The sequence below is a fragment of the Streptomyces sp. NPDC051217 genome (genome assembly GCF_044455465.1).
In the GTDB taxonomy this organism is placed as follows: Bacteria; Actinomycetota; Actinomycetes; order Streptomycetales; family Streptomycetaceae; genus Streptomyces.
The window spans coordinates 114,204-131,647 of record NZ_JBITEV010000014.1 but is presented as its reverse complement, the minus strand read 5'-3'; the positions used below and the strand labels follow the sequence as shown (position 1 = coordinate 131,647).

5 protein-coding genes and 3 pseudogenes are annotated in these 17,444 nt (G+C 64.1%); 6 read left to right on the top strand and 2 right to left on the bottom strand.

The features are described from left to right. The first annotated feature begins 6 nt into the window (after positions 1-6). Both ACIBBB_RS27780 and ACIBBB_RS27775 read left to right on the top strand, forming a co-directional pair. Entirely contained in the window at positions 7-5,886 is a 5,880-nt protein-coding gene (locus tag ACIBBB_RS27780) for a hypothetical protein (RefSeq protein WP_398986629.1), read from the top strand. A 58-nt stretch (positions 5,887-5,944) separates the two neighbouring features. Beyond that, positions 5,945-6,293 (top strand): annotated as a pseudogene (locus ACIBBB_RS27775) (transposase); the annotation flags it as partial. Positions 6,294-6,310: 17 nt separating this feature from the next. Here ACIBBB_RS27775 and ACIBBB_RS27770 read toward each other — a convergent pair. Next, positions 6,311-7,513, bottom strand: a complete 1,203-nt coding sequence (locus ACIBBB_RS27770) for an IS110 family transposase (protein ID WP_398986626.1) — start codon at positions 7,511-7,513, stop codon at positions 6,311-6,313. Positions 7,514-7,563: 50 nt separating this feature from the next. Between ACIBBB_RS27770 and ACIBBB_RS27765 the strand changes: the two are divergent. The 4 genes and pseudogenes from ACIBBB_RS27765 (at position 7,564) to ACIBBB_RS27750 (ending at position 16,228) form a co-directional block, all read left to right on the top strand. Next, positions 7,564-8,220, top strand: a pseudogene (locus tag ACIBBB_RS27765) (IS5 family transposase). 257 nt (positions 8,221-8,477) lie between these two features. Then, positions 8,478-14,000 (top strand): RHS repeat-associated core domain-containing protein, encoded by a 5,523-nt coding sequence (locus ACIBBB_RS27760; protein WP_398986624.1) that lies wholly within the window; start codon positions 8,478-8,480, stop codon positions 13,998-14,000. A 6-nt stretch (positions 14,001-14,006) separates the two neighbouring features. After that, a complete protein-coding gene (locus ACIBBB_RS27755; RefSeq protein ID WP_398986622.1) occupies positions 14,007-14,669 on the top strand; it encodes a hypothetical protein in 663 nt (220 codons plus the stop codon). A gap of 684 nt (positions 14,670-15,353) precedes the next feature. Further along, positions 15,354-16,228 (top strand): annotated as a pseudogene (locus tag ACIBBB_RS27750) (IS5 family transposase). 78 nt (positions 16,229-16,306) lie between these two features. Here the strand turns inward: ACIBBB_RS27750 and ACIBBB_RS27745 are convergent. Then, positions 16,307-17,077: a transposase gene (locus ACIBBB_RS27745; protein ID WP_398986620.1), complete on the bottom strand. Its 771-nt coding sequence runs from the start codon at positions 17,075-17,077 to the stop codon at positions 16,307-16,309. Positions 17,078-17,444 lie beyond the last annotated feature (367 nt).

Sequence of the window (17,444 nt, the reverse complement as noted above, 5' to 3'; positions counted from 1 at the left end):
ACCAAGATGACGGTGAAGCAGCGCGGCCCGTATGCGGAAGCGCCCGCAGCGCTACGAGAACAGGTAGGCATCAGTCTGACCAGCCTCGGTGACCCTCTGGGTGACGTCTTCGCCGTCGTCGACGAAGCTCAGCTGAACGACCTGCTCAACCGGGTGGGAAGGACGAAGCGCACTCAACTGCTGCAGATGCTGCGGGTTCCGGCCATGGGCAAGCTCACGCCCACGATCAGTCGGCATGCCCTTGCACAGCTACGTTCCCAGCGTTCCTCCAAGTACCGACCTCTCGAAGCCAGGATCCTGGGCGGCCCTCTCTTCGAAGGCCTTTCACAGGCGAGACGTCAGTGGTCGGAAGGACACCGCGATGGCGTCCTCGAAAGCATCCTTGAGCAGTCCCCCCGCGCGGAACTGCTCTTGGCCGCAATTGCCTTCTGGGAGTCAGACCCCGGGCAGGCCCGTGTTCTGGCCTGGGCACTACGCAACCGGGCCTTGCCGTCCTGGCCCGCCGAGCACGTGTCACGCCTCGCGGATGACTGCGACCGCTTCGCTCAGGAATGGGCCGAACGGCACCTGGCCCACACTGCTGCCCTGAATGCCTCGCTGGCCGACCACGAAGGCGAAGGCGAGGCTGAAGCAGCAGAGCATGTCTCGGTGGAATCAGTTCCGCAGTGCGACGAGATCGCGGAGCGGCTGCAACAACTCTCTGCCCGTGCTGCCGCTGACCTCAGACAAGCCGCTGAGCGCGTAGCGGCAGGGGCACTACCCGATCCTGGGGCATGGGAGGCAGCCCAAGGACTACTCACGTATCTGCCGGCTGTGCGATCGGCGCTGGCCCGAGCCAGCGACCAGCCAATCGGCGACGTACCGGAAGACCACCAGGCCCTGGCGGCGCTCTTGCGCGAGCGCAGTCGAAAACTCGACCGCCGCACAAAATGGCTGCCCGCGCTCAAGGCAGCAACCCAAGCGGCAACATCACACGAGACAGCGGCCGTTGGAGAGCTGCGCCAGCAAGCGGCACGGCTCCTCGAAACAGAAGAGTGGGACGCCAGCGACGCACAACTGGCCGCACTGATGGCCGACATCGTCGCGCTCGCAGAAGCCGTCACACACGATGACGACCCCCGTGCCGAACACCTCGACAGCAGATTGCGCGACGCCCTCTCCGATCGCCTGCGCCCCGTCTTGCTGCCACTCCTGCGCGGCAAGATCACCTTCCCCCAGGACACACCTGCTGCCGCGCCATTACCGCCTGCGGACTCCTCCCGACCGTCACCCGCCCCGGGGGACGCCACGCCCACGCAAGACAAGGCCCTCCTGTCCGGCGACGACGCTTCCAGCACCGGCGCCGACGGCACCGAGGCCACGCAACCGGTAGCGCGGCCCGCCAACGACGAAGTGCCCGCGGCCGCCCACATCCCTGTTCCCGGCCAGAGGGAGACAGCATCCAGCGACGGTGCGCAACTGCAGGCCCCCCACACGGGAACCACAGCCCTCCACACCCAGAAGCGTGCCTCCACCACACCGCCCGCTCCCGAACCGCTGCTTCCCGATGCGGTGACAGCGCCAGCCGTGGCCGGGGATCACACGGACCCCTCGCACAACACCGTCGCCCGCCTGCTCCAGGCTCACGAACCAGCCCTGGCCTACCACGTCGCACAGATCACCGACCAGAACGAGCTCGCCACCAGTCTCAAGCTGCACGTCCTGTCCACCGCGATGCGTACCGCCACCGGCCCGTGCGCCGAAGCAGTCCACACCGAGATCGCTCATCTCGGTGTGACCATGCCGGAAGCCCTTCCGGAACGCCTCCTGCTCGCTACCTCCCTCTTCCGCGCCTGCCTCGTCTCCGCAGATCCGGCAGCCGGTGAACTCCTGGGCCCGCTGACCCATTCGCTGCACACGATGCCGTCCTTCCGCACCACCCTGGCCGCCACTGCCGAGGCGTGTGCCCGCGGTCAACTCGGCGTTCACTCCATCACCTTCACGGACACCGACACCGACGTAGACGTGACCTCCGTCTGCGCCCTCGCCCGTGAGCACCTCGCCGAACCGCGCAGCCTGCACTTTCCCCGCGCCAATGACATCGTCCGTGAGTGGTGGAGCGAACACGGCCCCATCGGCCACATCCTGCACGCTGTGGCACGAGACGACCGCCCCCGCCTGGACGCAGTGCAAGCCGAACTCGTAGCCCTGCGCAAGCCCGACGTCCTGGAACGGCGACTGACCGCCACCGACCAGCAGAAGAGAAACAACAAGGCCCGCCTCCAGGGCGCCGCCAGGCGGCGCATCCTCCAGTACGCACACGAATCCCTCGACGTCGCACACACCTGGCTGACATCCGTCCAAAGTCTGGAATCTTTCCAGCCGCCACCGGTCTTCTCCCACCTCGCCCAGCGCGCCAAAGACCACGCCACCGGAATGAAGGCGGAACTGGCAGCCGCCTCAGAGGAAGCGGACCCCCTGCTGTCCGCCACGGCAGCCCTATGCGCACAAGCCATGCAGACCAGCCTCGGCTTCCTGCGCACCGGCAGACTCTCCGGCGCCGAACCCACCGTCACCACCGCACTCAACGCCGACTTGCTGCGCTGTGCGGACCTGGATTTCGACCTCGAGCTGAATCCCTTGCGCCGCGTCACCATCGACGACGTAGGCATCGCACAGCAAACAGGCTGGGAAACAGCAGCCCGTCAGCATGCTGCCGCAGAGAACTACGCCACGGCGCGAACCACCCTGGAAATGCTCGAATCACATGCTGGCAGTAGCGAATCAGTAGGCAAGCTGAGCGAAGAGCAACACCGACTGCTGCCGGAGAGCAGGAAGAACGTCACCACACTGCACCGCGACATCACCCACCACGCGGAGACAGCTGCCCGGCTCGGCCAGCTGCCCGAACCCGGGCGCTCCCACGTCATGGCGCGCCTGGAATCAGCCAAACGAGCACTCCACGAAGACAACCTCGGGACCACTCGACATGAGTGCGAGGGCATTGTCAGTCAGCTCAACACCCTGTCGGAGCAGGCCAAAAACGCCTTCCGCGCCGCGGCAACCCAACAACTGAACCACTCAGATGCACGTGCCGACCTCGCAGACGAGATCCGGAACCTGATTGCCGGCGGAGATCTCGCCACGGCCGAGGAGTTCCTCATCGCTGCCCGCGACGGCATCAGCCCACCCACGGCAAACGTGGTCGCCGACTTCGATGCCTTCTTTCCCGCTGTCCACGATGCCCTCCGGTCGGGAATCACGCCGGAACTGATCAGGGACGCCAGCAACGGGGTACAGCGTGAAGCCCTCGACTTCTCCGAACTGACACCCGCCCAGCGTTCCCAGGCCGCGAACGCATTTGCTGCCCTGCAGCAGCTGCACGGTCAGTGGAACACGCTGCGCCCCAAGGCCAAATTCCAGCACCTCCGGCCGGTCCTGCGGCTGGCAGGCATTGAATACGACCAGGAGCGCACGACCGAGCTGCCCAACCCGGCCAACCGGCAGTGGTTCGACCTCACTGACGTCAAGCTTGTCGGCCCCGCAAAACTGCCGCAGTTCGGTTCAGGAGCCGACGGCCGACTACGGGTGATGATCACCCGGTCAGTCTCAGATGCGCGGACGCTCATGGGCTGGATCGAACAGGACGTCAGCCAGCTGCCGGTCCTGATTGTCGTCGCTTCGGCCTTGAGCGCAACACAGCGCCGAGCCCTGGCCCACGAATGCGTCAGTCGCCGCGACAAGCCGATCCTCGTGCTGGACGCCTGCGCGGTGGCCTTCCTCGCAGCCCGGGGCACCGGCCTGTTCGCCACCACCGAGCACATCCTCGCGCCCTTCAGCTCCGTCACACCTTATTTCCCCGAAGCCAGCGACACCTTGCCCACTGAAATGTTCTACGGCCGCCGCGAGGAGCTGTCCGCAGTCCTCGATCCACAGGGCTCAAGCATCGTCTACGGCGGCCGCAGACTCGGCAAATCAGCGCTGCTCAAAGCGGCGGCCTTCCGCTACCGGCAGACCAGGCACCAGGAAAGCCTTTACATTCCCCTCCCGTCAGGCATGGGGCTGACCCCCGAGGTGCTGTGGGACCTGCTGGGCAGCAGTCTGGAGCAGTCCGGCATCGCCGAGCGCCGCAAGCACCGGGCGAGCGGCATGCGCCAAGTGGAGGCGGACATCAAGGCCTGGCTCGAGCAGGACAAGGCGCGCAAGCTCCTCATCCTGTTCGACGAATGCGACGAGTTCTTCGACGGCGACGCCAGCAAGGGCTTCGTCCACACATCCGCCCTGCGCAACCTCATGAGCGCCAGTGGCCGCCGCTTCAAGCCTGTCTTCGCCGGCCTGCACCAAGTCCAGCGGTTCGCCGCTCTGCCGAACCAGCCGCTCGCCAGCGCCCACTTCGGTGAACCCCTCGTCATCGGACCGCTCAGCCCCGCCGCCGCCTACCGCCTCCTCCAAGAGCCCATGCAGGCACTAGGGATCCGCTTCCACAGCGACATGCTCATCCACCGAGCTCTGGCCTACGCGAACTACCACCCAAAGATCATCCAGAACATCGGACTCGCCCTCGTCCACGAGACCCACCATCACCGCACTCCCGCCGACAGCCCACCATGGACCATCGACGAGGACATGTTGGAACGAGTCATCGGATCGGAGGCACTCGCCAAGAACATCCGAGACACCGTACGGCTCACCCTTCACCTCGACCCCCGGTACAAACTCATCGCCCTGGTGGTGGCACTCCACGTCCACCGCAAAGGCGTGGACGTACCGATCGCAGGCCGCGCACTGCGCGTGGAATGCACCGAATGGTGGCCCCACGCCCTCGCTGCCACCACACCAGACGAATACCGCGCCCTGCTGGAAGAAATGACGGGCCTCGGCGTACTCACATCCGACGACACGGGCTGGCGGCTTCGGTCCTCCAACGTTCTGCGCCTCTTGGGAACCCCGACGAGCATCGAGGAAGAACTCTCCGTCCAGGAGAGCAACGCCGTCACGACCCTGTCCGCGACCCACGGACGACGCCCACTGCCGCCCAAGGCCAGGATCAGTCCGCTGACCGAAGCCCAGATCGCCGACCTCACCACCCGACGCAACGGGGTACGGATCGTTCTGGGAACCCCCGCACTGGGCCTGGACGACGTCCACGGTGCCCTCAACAGCCAGCAGCAACGCATCGCGGGCCGACTTGCGCCCCTCATCGCGCCCACGACTCGGGTGGGCTACAGGAAACAGTTGCAGACAGGTGCTCCAGGACGACAGCACCGCATCATCCTCAGCGACATGCGCCCCTTCGGCCGCGAAGCCCTCCGCCTGGCACTGGACCAGGCCATCGCCCTCCAACCCCAGGAAGGCGTCACCCGCTGCGTCGTCGCCCTGGTCGACTCCTCGAACACGGACCACATGCGTGAGCTGAACGGCGCCGACGAGGAGAGCATGGTCTTCCTGAAACTGGCCACCGCAGATGGTCTACGCAGTTGGACATCGGAGCAGGACGCGATGGCACCGTACTCCGACACAGCCTTGCGGGACGCACTCCTGAAGGCCACCGGAGGGTGGCCCACCCTTCTCAACCACGTCCTTGAGACGGCCAATCGCGGCCGGACCCCCTCTAAAACACTTGCTCAGCTCCAGGCCGACCTCGAAAACACCGCGGGGATGTCGCTCATGGACGACTCAGGCCTCGCCTCAGCCATCGAACTGCATCCCCTGCTCCACCAGATCGCCGAATTCGACACCCCGCTGCCCATGGAAGACCTCAGCGAGCTGCTTCAGCTCGAACACCCCGACGCTGCACACCTGCTGGCGTGCCTGCACCGTATGAACGTCCTTGTGGACACCGGCCAGCAAGAACTCGTTGTCGAGCCCGTATTGGCTGCCACCTGGCGGCGGCAGGGTCTCCAATAGCCGGAGCCCGGGGCTTTAAGACCGTGTCCTACGTGGTCAGTTGGCGGTTGTGCTGGGCATGGGGAGTGGACGGTGGGGATGGATCGTTCCGGACGGCTTGTGGGAAATCGCGAAGCCGTTGCTGCCGCCGGCGCGGGCGCGGCCGCAAGGGGGGCGGGGTCGCGAACATCGATGATGAGGCGGTCTTCGCCGCGATCATCTACGTGCTGGTCAGCGGCTGTGCCTGGCGGGCGTTGCCGCCGTGCTTCGGAGCGTCGAAGTCGACCGTGCACCGCCGCTTCGTCATCTGGTCGCGTGCCGGGGTCTGGGGACGGCTGCACCAGAGGATTTTGCAGCTCCTAGACGAGCGGAACTTGGTCGACCTGTCCCGTGCGGTCCTCGACTCCGCGCACGTGCGCGCCAAAAAGTGCCCCTATGGTCTTCGTCAAGCTGCGGTGGGGGCCGGGGCCTTGTAGAAGGTGCCGTCTCGAAGCATGGCGAAGAGCACGTCGATGCGTCGTCGGGCGAGCGAGATCAGCGCTGCGACGTGATGCTTTCCCTCGCGGCGTTTCCTGTCGTAGTAGGCCCGTGACTCCGGTTGTGAGAGCGAGGCAAATGCGGCGAGGTAGAAGGCGCGTTTGAGCTGTTTGTTGCCTCGCCGGGCGGGGTGTTCGCCGCGGATGGAGGAGCCGGAGGCGCGGGTGACCGGTGCCAGGCCGGCGTAGGCGGCCAGGTGACCGGCCGTGGCGAAGGCGCTGCCGTCGCCGACGTCGATGAGGATCCGGGCGGCGGTCCTGATTCCGATGCCGGGCATCGAAATCAGGACCGCGGAAAGAGGGTGGGCCTCCAGCAGTTCCTCAATGCGGGCCGCGAGGATTCTGCGCTGGTCCAGCACAGAACCGAGGCTGGAGACGAGACTGGGGATGATCAGTGCGGCGGCGTCGGTGCCGGGGACGACCACTGTCTGCTCGTCGAGTGCACTGAAAACATCCTCAACCAGACGCTCGGCCATCCGCGGCGCCTTCGGCCGCAGCAGTGCGACCAGTCTGCGCCGTCCTGCCTTCCTCAGCTGGGCAGGAGAGCCGAAGCGTTCGAGCAGGATAAGGACGGCGGGATGGTCAAGGCGGGGGCCGAGGACCTTCTCCAGTGGCGGATGGATCTGTGTCAGCAGGCCCCGCAGGCGGTTCTTGGTCCGCGTCACCTCGGTGGCCAGGTCATCGTCGAACCCTGTGAGCATCTCCAGCTCGGCCACGGTCTCGTCAGCCGCCTCGATGGCCCGCAGAGTGTGCGGCATCGTGCGGGCGGCATCCGCGATGACATACGCGTCGCGTGCGTCGGTCTTGGCCTCGCCGGGGTAGAGGTCTGCGATCCGCCGCATCGTCAGCCCCGGGAGATAGGCGACGCGGCAGCCCGCGTCACGGGCAACCGCCAGAGGCAGTGCGCCTATGGAAGCCGGCTGGTCGACCACCAGCAGAACGTTGCCGTGTTTGGCCTGGAGCTTGGCGAACACCTCACGGAGCTTCGGCTCGGTGTTGGGCAGCCGCTTGTCGAAGACCTTCTTGCCCGCCGAAGTCAGCGCCGTGGCGTGGTGTTCGCCCTTACCGACGTCCAGGCCCAGGTAGACGTCGATGCCGCCGTCACCGGTCACGTGCTTGCTCCCGTGTTCGCGTTCTTCCCGGCCTCACCTGCGGCATCAGCATGCCGGCATCCACGTTACGAAGAGACTGCCTCCCCCGGTCTGGGAACGGCGCTCGTGCCCCTAATCAGCGGTCTGCCAATGCCTTCGGTCCCGGTGACACCACTTTTTCGATCATCATCGACAAGGGGGCGAAATCATGCCGGGCCCGAAGGCCGGGAGCCTCATTCCGAGGCCACGAACACGGTAACGGGGGCGGACACACGGGTCCGAGCCCCGTGGACCGGGGCAAGCCCGGTTCGAAGATGCACGTCCTGTCCGACGCGGACGGACTGCCTCTACGCGTCGGACTCTCCGCGGCCAACACCCACGACAGCCAGGCACTGAAGCCGATGCTGTCCCATTTCCACATGGGACACGAATCCCACGCGGCCGATTCCAAGCCCCAGCGCCTTCATGCCGACAAGGCGTACGACATCCCTCACCTGCGCCGATGGCTGTGGGGCAAACGCATCGGCGTCCGTATCGCCCGCAAGGGCATCGACTCCAGCGAACGGCTCGGCCGACGCAGACGGGTCATCGAACGCACCACGTCCTGACTGACCGGCTACCGACGACTCAACCACCGCTACGAACGAAACCCAGGCAACTACCTGGCCTTTCTCGGACTGGCATCCGCCATCTGCTGCTACAAACGGCTCCTCAAACTGACCATGTAGGACACGGTCTAAAGAGGCGCGCGGGCCTGGTCGATGGGCACCAGGATCCGCACTGCGTCCTGCTCCCGACTGGTCACCGGCGCAACTCCTCTGGTGAAGACTTATGGGTGGAAATGTGAGGGTGACCTGGGTCACGTTGGGAGATTTCGTGGGCACATCCATTCTGCCCTCGCTAGCGTGTGCGTTCGGTTAGGAATCGATTACGCACGGGCATCGCTGCGCGGCGCGCAGGGAGCCGTTGACCTGGGGAGTGCTGGATGGAAACTGTCCGTTCCTTGCGTGCCCGCGTTGCGATTTGCCTCGCGTTGGCGCTGGGCCTCATGCTCACAGGGGGCGTCGCAGTTCCAGCCTCGGAGGCGGCCGCGGCTGGTCAGGTCTCCGAGTCGACGGTGTCGAAGGCGCCGCGCCCGGCAGCCTCGCAGAAGCCGATGACGATGGCGGAACGGCGTCGCCAGATCGCGAAGGACGCCGAGCGTGGGCGCGAGATCAAGGTTCCTCCCCGCTCGAAGAAGGAGGCGGCCCGCAAGGGAGACCGGCTGAACGGCGCCGCTCCAGTTGTCGACTATCGGGCTCAAATGGCCCGGTGGGAGCTGTACGGCCCTGACGGGTCATTGGTCGGACTGGAGCATCGGTACCCGAGACCGGAATCCGAGCTGGACGGATTTGTCATGGAGGACGGCGGGAAGTACACGCTCAAGACGGAGGTCTGGTACGACAAAGAGAGCGAGATTTCAGTGATTGACGAAGACGACGGGCCCCAGCCCGTCTCACTGAGGCTCGCACTTAACTGCCTAGACGCCTTTGTTCAGTCGGAAACAAAAGTTGTAAACGCTCCGGCTCAAAGGTATTCGCCTCGGTACCCGGAACTTGGCGGAAAGGCGGGCACGGGTGCTCCCGTCACATTTGAGTTCATTTACGATAATGAACTCTGCGAGCGCGGAGTCAGGGAGTATGCCGAGGAGCACCCCACTCTTCCGCAGGTGGCGCCCTATTTCGGTGTGATGACTGTCGCTCCGGATCCGACCGGCGATTGGCCGGACTTCATGGACATCCCCAGCATCCAGGCTTTCGGCTATTCGAATATTCCTGTTGAGCAAACATTTGGTGCGCACTGCGACTCGAACTCCGCTAGCGCCGCACACTGTCAGAGCAGTTACGGTGGTGTGAACACAGCGACCGGCGCATTCAATCTCTACCGGAATGATGCTGCGTCGCACGGAAGTAACCCAATCTCCTTGAACAGAAATTATTCATCCAAAAACCCGAAGGCGGGATCTCTGGGGGTTGGATGGGCCGTCCCTTGGGATGCCTCATTGAACTTTGCGACCAACGGTGACGCCACCTTCAATGCCGAGGACGGATCGCAGTACAAATACAAAAAAAGTTCGACTGGGGAGTACAGCAGCTCGGGCGCCTTCTACTCTACTCTAAAAGCCTCTGGCGCCGGCCACGTACTCGACAGCCTAGATGGGCGGAAGCTGACTTTCGATTCCACCGGGCGGCTGACAAAATCCCAGAATAGACAGCAGTTGGCGCACTCATATTCTTATGGAGAATCCGGAAAAATACTCTCTATAACAGGCAGTTTCGGGGACCGGGTCGAGTTCGAATACAACGAAGATAATCGGATTTCCGATGCCCGATTCGGCGACGGCCGGAGAGTCGGCTATGCATACACATCCGGACGATTGTCAAGCGTGACAGGTCCTGACCGTGAGGCCATCCGCTATGAGTACAGCACGCAGGGGAACCTCGCGGTGGTCAAGGACCAAAGAGGGAACCTGGCGGTAACCAATACTTATGACAGTTCAGATCGCGTCTCGAAACAGGTCGACCCCATGGACGCGGAGACTTCCTTCACCTATCGCAAGGGCGAAACGGAAGTGAAAGCTCCTGACGGAGGAATATGGAGTGACATCTATAGCGGGAACATTCTCACCGACCAGTACGACCCCCTCGGCAACAAGACCTCCTACACCTACAGTCATAAGCTTGACCTGATAGCAACAACCGACCCACTCGGCCGCACGCAGGAGACTGCCGTGGACCGTAACGGCCGCCTCAAGGAGAGGAGAGGTCCTCTCACCCTCGAACGGTGGACCTACCTCTCAGACGGAACGCTCAGGTCCTACTCTGACGGTAATTTCAACACGTCGCAGTACCTGTATGACGGCAAGGATCGACTGACGTCTGCGACCGACCCCCTCTTGGGTGGCAGCGCGTACACATACACACCCTCCGGGCTCATGGAGACGGTTAGGTCTCCAGGCGGAAATAAAACTATCTATGGCTACGACAGCTCCGGTAATCAGACTTCTGTCACCAGCCCTGGAGGGGAGCAGTTGACGCGTAAGTTTGACTCCGCAGGGCGCCCCGTCACCGTCACTGACCCGCGAGGTTCGGAGAGCGGCGCTGACCCGGCACGCTTCACGCACACCTACAAGTATGACGATGCTGGCAGGGTGACGGAGGAGAAGGACGCGAGAGGCAACATAACATCCAACGAATACGACGCCGCTGGAAACCTGGTGTCGGTGAAGGACGGCGTCGAGGGAACTGTTCTCTACGAATACGACGCAGCGAATCGCCTGAAAAAGACCACGGATCAGGCGGGAAACACCAGCACGCTCACCTACGACCCGGTGGGGAGAATCGAATCCCGCACGGATACGACGGGTGCCAAGACCACTTACACCTATGACAAGGCCGGTCGTCTGGTTGCGCTGACCAACCCGCAGGGGAATGTGGCGGGAGCAGATGCCGCCGATTATACGTGGAAATACGGCTACGACGAGGTCGGTAACCAGACCACTGTCACCGATCCCGCCAGCAAAACCACTAGGACGGACTACGACGAGGAGAACCGTCCCGTCAAGGTCACGGATCCACTGGGCCGGGACAAACAAACCTCCTACGACGACGCCAACAATGTGCGCACGACAACTGACGCGCTCGGCAAGGTCACCACTTACACGTACGACAAGAACAACCGGCTCACCCTTGTCGAGGACCGTGGCGGTGACAAGGTCACCTATGAGTACGACTCAGACGGCAACAAGACGTCAGAGACGTCGCCGCTGGGCAACAAGACGACCTACGCTTATGACGCCAACGGCCGACTGACACAGCGGGTCGATCCTAGAGGCACGGTGACGGGCGCCGACCCTGCGGAGTACACCTGGCGCATTGGCTATGACGCCGCAGGCAACCCCACGAGCGAGATGAATCCTCTCGGACACAAGTCGGAGAAGATCTACGACGGCGTCGGCAACGTGACCGAACAGACCGACTCGCGGGGCAAGAAGACTGGTTTTGAGTACGACGGTCTCAACCGGCCGCGCAAGATCACCGGGCCTGACGGTGGCACCACCGTCACCTATGACGAGTTGGGCAACACCAAGTCACGTACCGATGCGAACCAGCGTGTGACGAGCTACAGCTACGACGAGGCCGGCCGTCTGACCAAGGTCACTGACCCGCTGGACCGGTCTACGGCCTACGCTTATGACCCGGACGGAAACCGTACGCAGGTCACCAACGCCCGAGGGCAGACCCACATCAGCAGCTACGACGGTCGTGGCCTGCTGACCAAGACGGTGTACTCCGACGGCACTCCCACCGTCTCCTACGCTTACTACGACAGCGGCCAGCCCAGAACTGTCACGGACGGCACGGGTACCCGGACGCTGACCTATGACGCCGAGGACCGGCCGCTGACCATCACGTCGCCCGGCGCTGCCAACCCGTTCACTTACGCGTACAACAACAACGGGACGGTCAAGAGCCGCACTTACCCCGACGGCCGGGCCACAACCTACGATTACGACGCGGACGGTCGTATGACTGGGCAGACCGTGGGGGGCAAGACCACCGTCTACGGCTGGGACGCTGCTGGCAATCTCACGTCCACGAAACTGCCCACCACCACTGCACGGACTGAGACCCGAACCTATGATCGGGCCGGGATGCTCGCCTCGGTGACGGACAGGACCGGGGCCAGGCACTTTGAACGTGATGCCGCCGGACGCGTCGTCACCGACCGTTTCAAAGACGCCGCCTCTACCGGGCTCGCCGACCGCTACGCCTACGACGACGCCGGACGCATGGTCCGTGCTTGCGCCGACGTCACCACCAGCGCTTCCTGCCTGGAGGGTTCGACAGGCAGTACCTACTCCTACGATCCCGTCGGCAACCTGATTCAGGCGGCAACCACTGCCCGTACCACGACCAACACCTACGACGCGGCCGACCAACTGACGAAGAGCGTCACAGGAACGACCACCACCGACTTCGCCTACGACGCCGACGGCAATCAGACTAAGGATGCCAAGGGCACCTACCTCTACGACGCCGCTTCCCGTGTGAAGTCCGCGACCGTGGGGGCGAACACCTTCACCTTCGGCTACGACGCCGACGGCAACCGCACCACTTCAAGGACAAATGGTGCACTCGTACGTACATCGCGCTGGGACGTAAACAATCCCCTCCCGCAGATCGCCACCGACACCAACAGCACGGGCGGACTGCTCGCCGACTACCACTACAGCCCACTCGGTGGTGCCGCGGGTCTGAGCCGGACTGAAGGCAGCTTCTACTTCCAGCACGATCGCCAGAACTCGGTCGCAACCGTCTACGACGCCAAGGGCACCGAGAACTATCGCTACACGTACTCACCCTGGGGTGAGTCCACCGGGAAGGCCAGCATAGAAGGCGGCCAGACCAGCATCTTTGGCTACGGCGGCCAGTACAAAGACCAGTACCTCGTCGGCAAACTCCACCTGCGGGCACGCACCTACGACCCCACCACCCAAAGGTTCACCACAACAGACCCCGTACCCAGCCAAGCCGGTAGCCCCAACTCCTCTCCGTACGCGTATGCCAACAACGACCCCGTCAATCAGTCCGATCCCTCCGGCCGGTGCCCCCTGTGCATCAGCGCAGGAATCGGAGCAGCCTTCGGCGCCGTCATCGACGGCGGCCTCTACAGCTGGCAGAATCGCAACAACGGCGAATTCTCCTGGGGCGGCCTTGCCGGCGCAGCAGGCAAGGGAGCAGCCACCGGAGCAGCGGCAGGTCTCCTCATGCCCGGCGTCGGAAACGCCGCCGCCCGCGGACTCGGACTCTCCGGAGCACGAGGAATCGCCACCTCCAGCGCTGTCAACGCCGGTGTTGGCGCAGGCTTTTCCTGGGCCGTCAATGAGGCTAACTGTCGGCCCACCGGCCCTTGGGACCTCCTCTTCGGCGCCGCAGGCGGAAGCGCCAGCAGCCTCATCGGCCCCGCGTTCGGCTGGCTCAAGAACAGAACCTTCGCGCCGCGTGTCACCGTCTCGGCCCACAGCGAACCGCGCACCTTCCCCAACCGCTACGCAGACGACCCCAACATCCTGAGCAGGGAACTCGCCCACGCGGCCGCAGCGGGTGTCGCCCCAATCGGCGCAGGCACCCAAGCCTTCGAACGGGCTGTGAGCAGCGGAGGAAAATACCTGTGGGCCGTCGGTGCCGACGGCCAACTCCGTATCATTCCCCACGCATCCTCTAAGATAAAACACTCAGTACTATTCCGTGGGGGTCGGGTACAGGGAGCGGGCGACGTAACGTTCAGCGGTGGGAGGGTCAGCCAAATCAGCGATCAGAGCGGCCACTACTTTCCTGATCAGAGCCGCAACTACTTTGCCTGGCTTGACGACAACACTGGCTCCTTCCTCAAGTCGGGCGTCGACGCCTTCCGGAACGCCGGCCTACACGTACCCGAAGAAGCAATCGAAAAATTCGGATGGTGATCAGTCGTGAAGAATCCGATGACCGAGTACTCCACCCTCATCAGACTCGACCCCGCTGAACTGCCGCAGTCATTGCGGAGGGGCGCTCCACCGAAAGCGCCGGGGCAGTGGATATTTGCCCTCCTCGACATTGCCTACACGGATTACTATCCAGTTAACCAAGAGCCCGATATCAGCCTCACGGTGCGCCTCATCTTCGCATCGAAGCTGCTGGGATTCGTGGACGAAGAACTGGATGCTGCCAATCCGACTACCGTTACGCTCGCTTACATGAAGATCGCCCGTATGGCGATCGAGGAAAACGCTCACGACGTGCCCTCTTCCCTGCTTCCCGATGCTGTAGTGGCACGCGCGCTGCGATGCTTCCGCCTCACCCGCACGAGGGCTTTGGAAGTAGCGAAGGCTCGACGTGACCGCTATCTGAATGCACTCAACGAAGACCTGGAGGAAGATGAGTTCATGCGCGCGGTTCGCGTGGACGGAGACTCGGAACTCCAGACGATAGAAGTCCTGCTACCGGAGTTCCGGCAGTTTCAGGAGAATGTCACTGAGGCGCACATCGCGGACGATTTGAATGCGTGGTTGGGCATCAATTCCGAGCTTGCCCTAGGAGACGATGTGGAAAAGTTGTTGGGCGTGCGACGGAGAAGGCGTCAAGCGGGCCCCTAAAATTGAACTCTGTTACGAAGAAGAAGTTGCGCAGCCCAGTTCATGATCGCGGTCGGTCTTCGATGGTCAGCAGATAAGCCATTTCCTATGGTTTGTCCCGTAAATGATCCCTGACTGGTGTGGACGAGGTCGGGGATCAACCGGTCCGCTCACCTATCCGGCGAGGTTGAGGTGGTGTAGGCGGGCGATGCCGAGGATTGCCTAGTGGACGCCGTCGCTCTTGATGCGCCAATCACGAGGGATCTTTGAGGTCTTCATTCGGGGCAAGTCGTACGTCGGTACGACGAAGCCATGACCGCTCACGAGGCCGCCCGCGCTCGACCAGGAAACGGGCGACCAACACGGCGAAGTCACCGCTTGGAACAACCTAGGCACCGCTTTGCAGGGCGCTGGTCGTTACGAGGAAACTGTCAGAAGCTGTTTCCGATCCTAGGGTCCGAGTGGCTTTGAGTAGTGGGCTGGCGTGATGTCTGACGTGGTGTCCGAGGGCGCGAGGTGGGCCGGGGAGAGGATTTGTCTGCCGTGCGGCGAACGACTTGGGTCGCGTGCCCGGCCTGATGCGGTGTTCTGTTCGGCGGTGTGTCGTTCCAGGCAGTGGCGGGCGGACCGACAATTGCGCAAGTGGCTGGCGGCGGTCTAGGGTCTGTTGCGAAAGTGGATCTTGTTCGTTGATGATCACCTGTTGTGGGACGTGGTGATCTGACGAACAGCCAGTGGGCCCGGCTTGAGCCGTTGCTGCCGACGGGTATCAAGCCGGGCCGTCCGCAGGTGTGGACGCGGCGGCAGCTGATGGACGGCATACGGTGGCGGACTCGGACCGGTGCCCCGTGGCGGGACGTGCCCGAGCGGTATGGGCCGTAGGACCGGGTCTATGACCTGTTCCGTCGCTGGCAGCGGGACGGCACCTGGGCGCGGATCCTTACGCAGCTCCAGGCCGAGGCCGATGCGAAGGGCCTGATCACCTGGGATGTGAACGTCGACTCCACCGTCTGCCGGGCCCATCAGCACGCCGCCGGTGCGGCGAAAAGGGGGACCTCCAGAAGGAGCCGCCCGGCGGGCTCGTCGTCGAGCCGGCCGACCACGGCCTCGGGCGGTCCCGCGGCGGACTGACCAGCAAGATTCACCTCGCGGTCGAGCAGGGGCAGAAGCCCCTGCCGGTGGTGATCACGGCCGGGCAGCGGGGCGGTTCCCCGCAGTTCGAGCCGGTCCTGGAGGCGATCCGGGTGCCCCGGCTCGGGCCTGGCAGGCCGCGCAAGCAGCCGGACCGGGTGCGGGCCGACAAGGCGTACGACTCTCGGAGCAACCGGTCCTACCTGCGCAGACGCGGGATCAAGGCAACGATTCCGCTGCCTGCGGACCGGGTCCGCAACCAGCTCGGGCGCGGCTCGCGCGGCGGCCGTCCGCCGAAGTTCGACAAGGACGACTACAAGCAGCGGCACGCGGTCGAGTGCGGCATCAACCGCCTCAAGCGCCACCGGGCCGCCGCCACACGGTACGACAAACCCGCCGTGCGCTACGAAGCGACAGTGCTGGTCACAGCCATCAACGAATGGCTGTGACCAGCACTTTCACAACACGCCCTAAGCGTTGTCCCGTAAATGATCTGCGACGTGTTCGTTGAGCTGCCCGCTTGTTCGTCAGCCGGCGAGAGTGAGGTTGTGCAGGTGGGCGATGCCGAGCATGGCGTGGTGGACGCCGTCGCCTTTGAGGCGGCAGTCGCGGAGGATTTTCCAGGTCTTCATCCGGGCGAAGGCGTGCTCGACGCGGGCACGTACCTTGCGATGGGAAGCGTTGTGTTCCTCTTTCCAGGCCGGGAGTTCGGTCTGACCGGGTTCACTGCGGTGCGGGATGATCAGGCCGGTGCCCCGGTAACCGCCGTCCGCGATGACCGTGGTCCTGCCGACTGCGGCCTTCGCGCCGGACAGCTCCCATGCCTTGCGGTCGTTGCGGTTGCCGGGCAGCGGCCGACCGACCGCGACGACCAGCCGGGTGTCCGCGTCGATGACGACCTGGTGACTGGTGGAGTACCGGTAGTTCTTCGACTGCCCGGCGATGCTGTGGTCTCGGGTGGGGACCAGGGTGCCGTCCACGATCAGCACGGCGTCGTGGCGGAACCGCTTGCGCTGCTGGAGCGCGAGGGCAGGTCCGAGGTGGTCGATGATGCGGTCCGCCGCGGACTTGGACACCCCGAAAAGCGGCGCCGGTTGGCGCAGTGTCAGGTTCGTCCGCCAGTACGCGGCGACCAGCAGTACCCGGTCCTCCAGCGGCAGGCTCCACGGCCGGCCCTTGCGCACCGGGTCCGTACCCTTGCGCCGGAGCACGGTGATCAGCTTGCCGAACTGACTCGGGCTCAGCCCGGTGAACGGGCCTATCCAGGACGGCTCCGACGCCGTGATCACACCAGACACAGCAAGATCATCTCACCCGTGACCAGCAGTTACGGGACAGCCCTTAGGGCGGTGTCGGCAAGGTTGGGTGCCCGGAGTGCGGGAACCAGTGGGTGGTAGGCAGTCAACCTCGGTCTGCTCCCTTCGCAGCGGCTCACCCGACTGAGAGCATGGTGGGATGCCACGGAGAATCCGGCCGCTGGGTCACTGCTCCCGCTGCACCCGTGCCTTGTGGGCGGCTGCCGACGATGCTGAACGATGGGACAGGGAGTATGGCGAAGGCCGCTTGTTGATGTGTCCGGGCTGTCGGCCGTCTGAGAAGATCGCCGAGCCTGAGGGCAAGGTGAGCTGGCCCGTGGCGGACAGGGCCGAGTTGAGAGTGGGGCAG

Bases quoted from the DNA above. Each gene is read 5' to 3' on its own strand.
- ACIBBB_RS27780 (WP_398986629.1), top strand. From the start codon at position 7: ATGACGGTGAAGCAGCGCGGCCCGTATGCGGAAGCGCCCGCAGCGCTA.
- ACIBBB_RS27760 (WP_398986624.1), top strand. From the start codon at position 8,478: ATGGAAACTGTCCGTTCCTTGCGTGCCCGCGTTGCGATTTGCCTCGCG.